This window comes from Bradyrhizobium sp. UFLA05-108 (assembly GCF_059803455.1).
On sequence record NZ_JBANAZ010000259.1, the window covers coordinates 1 to 629 of the forward strand.

Consider the following 629-nt stretch of genomic DNA (forward strand, 5'->3'; position numbering starts at 1 on the left):
GGCTGATCTTTGCCGGTATCGATCCGGTGAAAGCGATCAAATACCAGATTATGGTGACCTTCATGCTGCTTTCTACTGCCAGCCTGTCAACCATCATCGCCTGCTATTTGGCCTACCGTAAGTTTTACAACGAGCGCCACCAGCTGGTGGTCGGCAACCTGAAGTAACGCCATGAAAAACGGCCTCCGCGGAGGCCGTTTTTTTACCCTTGCAGCAGGGCGATGCTCTGGCGGATTTCCCGTTCGATATCCGCCTCGCTCCAGCTGTCCAGTTGTGAAGAGAAGGGCTCGAAGGCATAGACGCCGGTGTAGCCCAGGCGTTCGAGGTTCTGTACCTGGCGGCGGCTCTCTAGCCGATCGCCCTCGCTCAGCATAATGCGCTCTTCGTCGCTCAACGTGCCTTTATCCCGCCCGTCCTCCACGCCGGACAGATGCACCAGGCCGATCTGCGCCACCTGGATCTGCGCGTCGAAGTCGGCTTGCGTCACGCCGCTCAGATAGTGGTGGAACGTATCGAGCACGATACGGTACGGCGCGCCCGAGTCGCGGATGAGCGCCTGGGTCAGCAGCGACGATCGCAACGAGCTGATGCCGAAGCCCAACGGTTCGACGTATCCCTGTACGCCATAG

At 59.3% G+C, this 629-nt stretch carries 2 protein-coding genes; one reads left to right on the plus strand and one right to left on the minus strand.

Going from position 1 to position 629, the window contains the following annotated elements; genetic code table 11:
- The first annotated feature begins 17 nt into the window (after nucleotides 1-17).
- A complete protein-coding gene (locus SO140_RS46360) occupies nucleotides 18-167 on the plus strand; it encodes an ABC transporter permease (RefSeq protein ID WP_498544260.1) in 150 nt (49 codons plus the stop codon).
- Between the two features lie 35 nt (nucleotides 168-202).
- Here the strand turns inward: SO140_RS46360 and SO140_RS46365 are convergent.
- Nucleotides 203-629: TIM barrel protein (locus SO140_RS46365; RefSeq protein WP_498544259.1), on the minus strand; the 427-nt coding region annotated here is incomplete at its 5' end.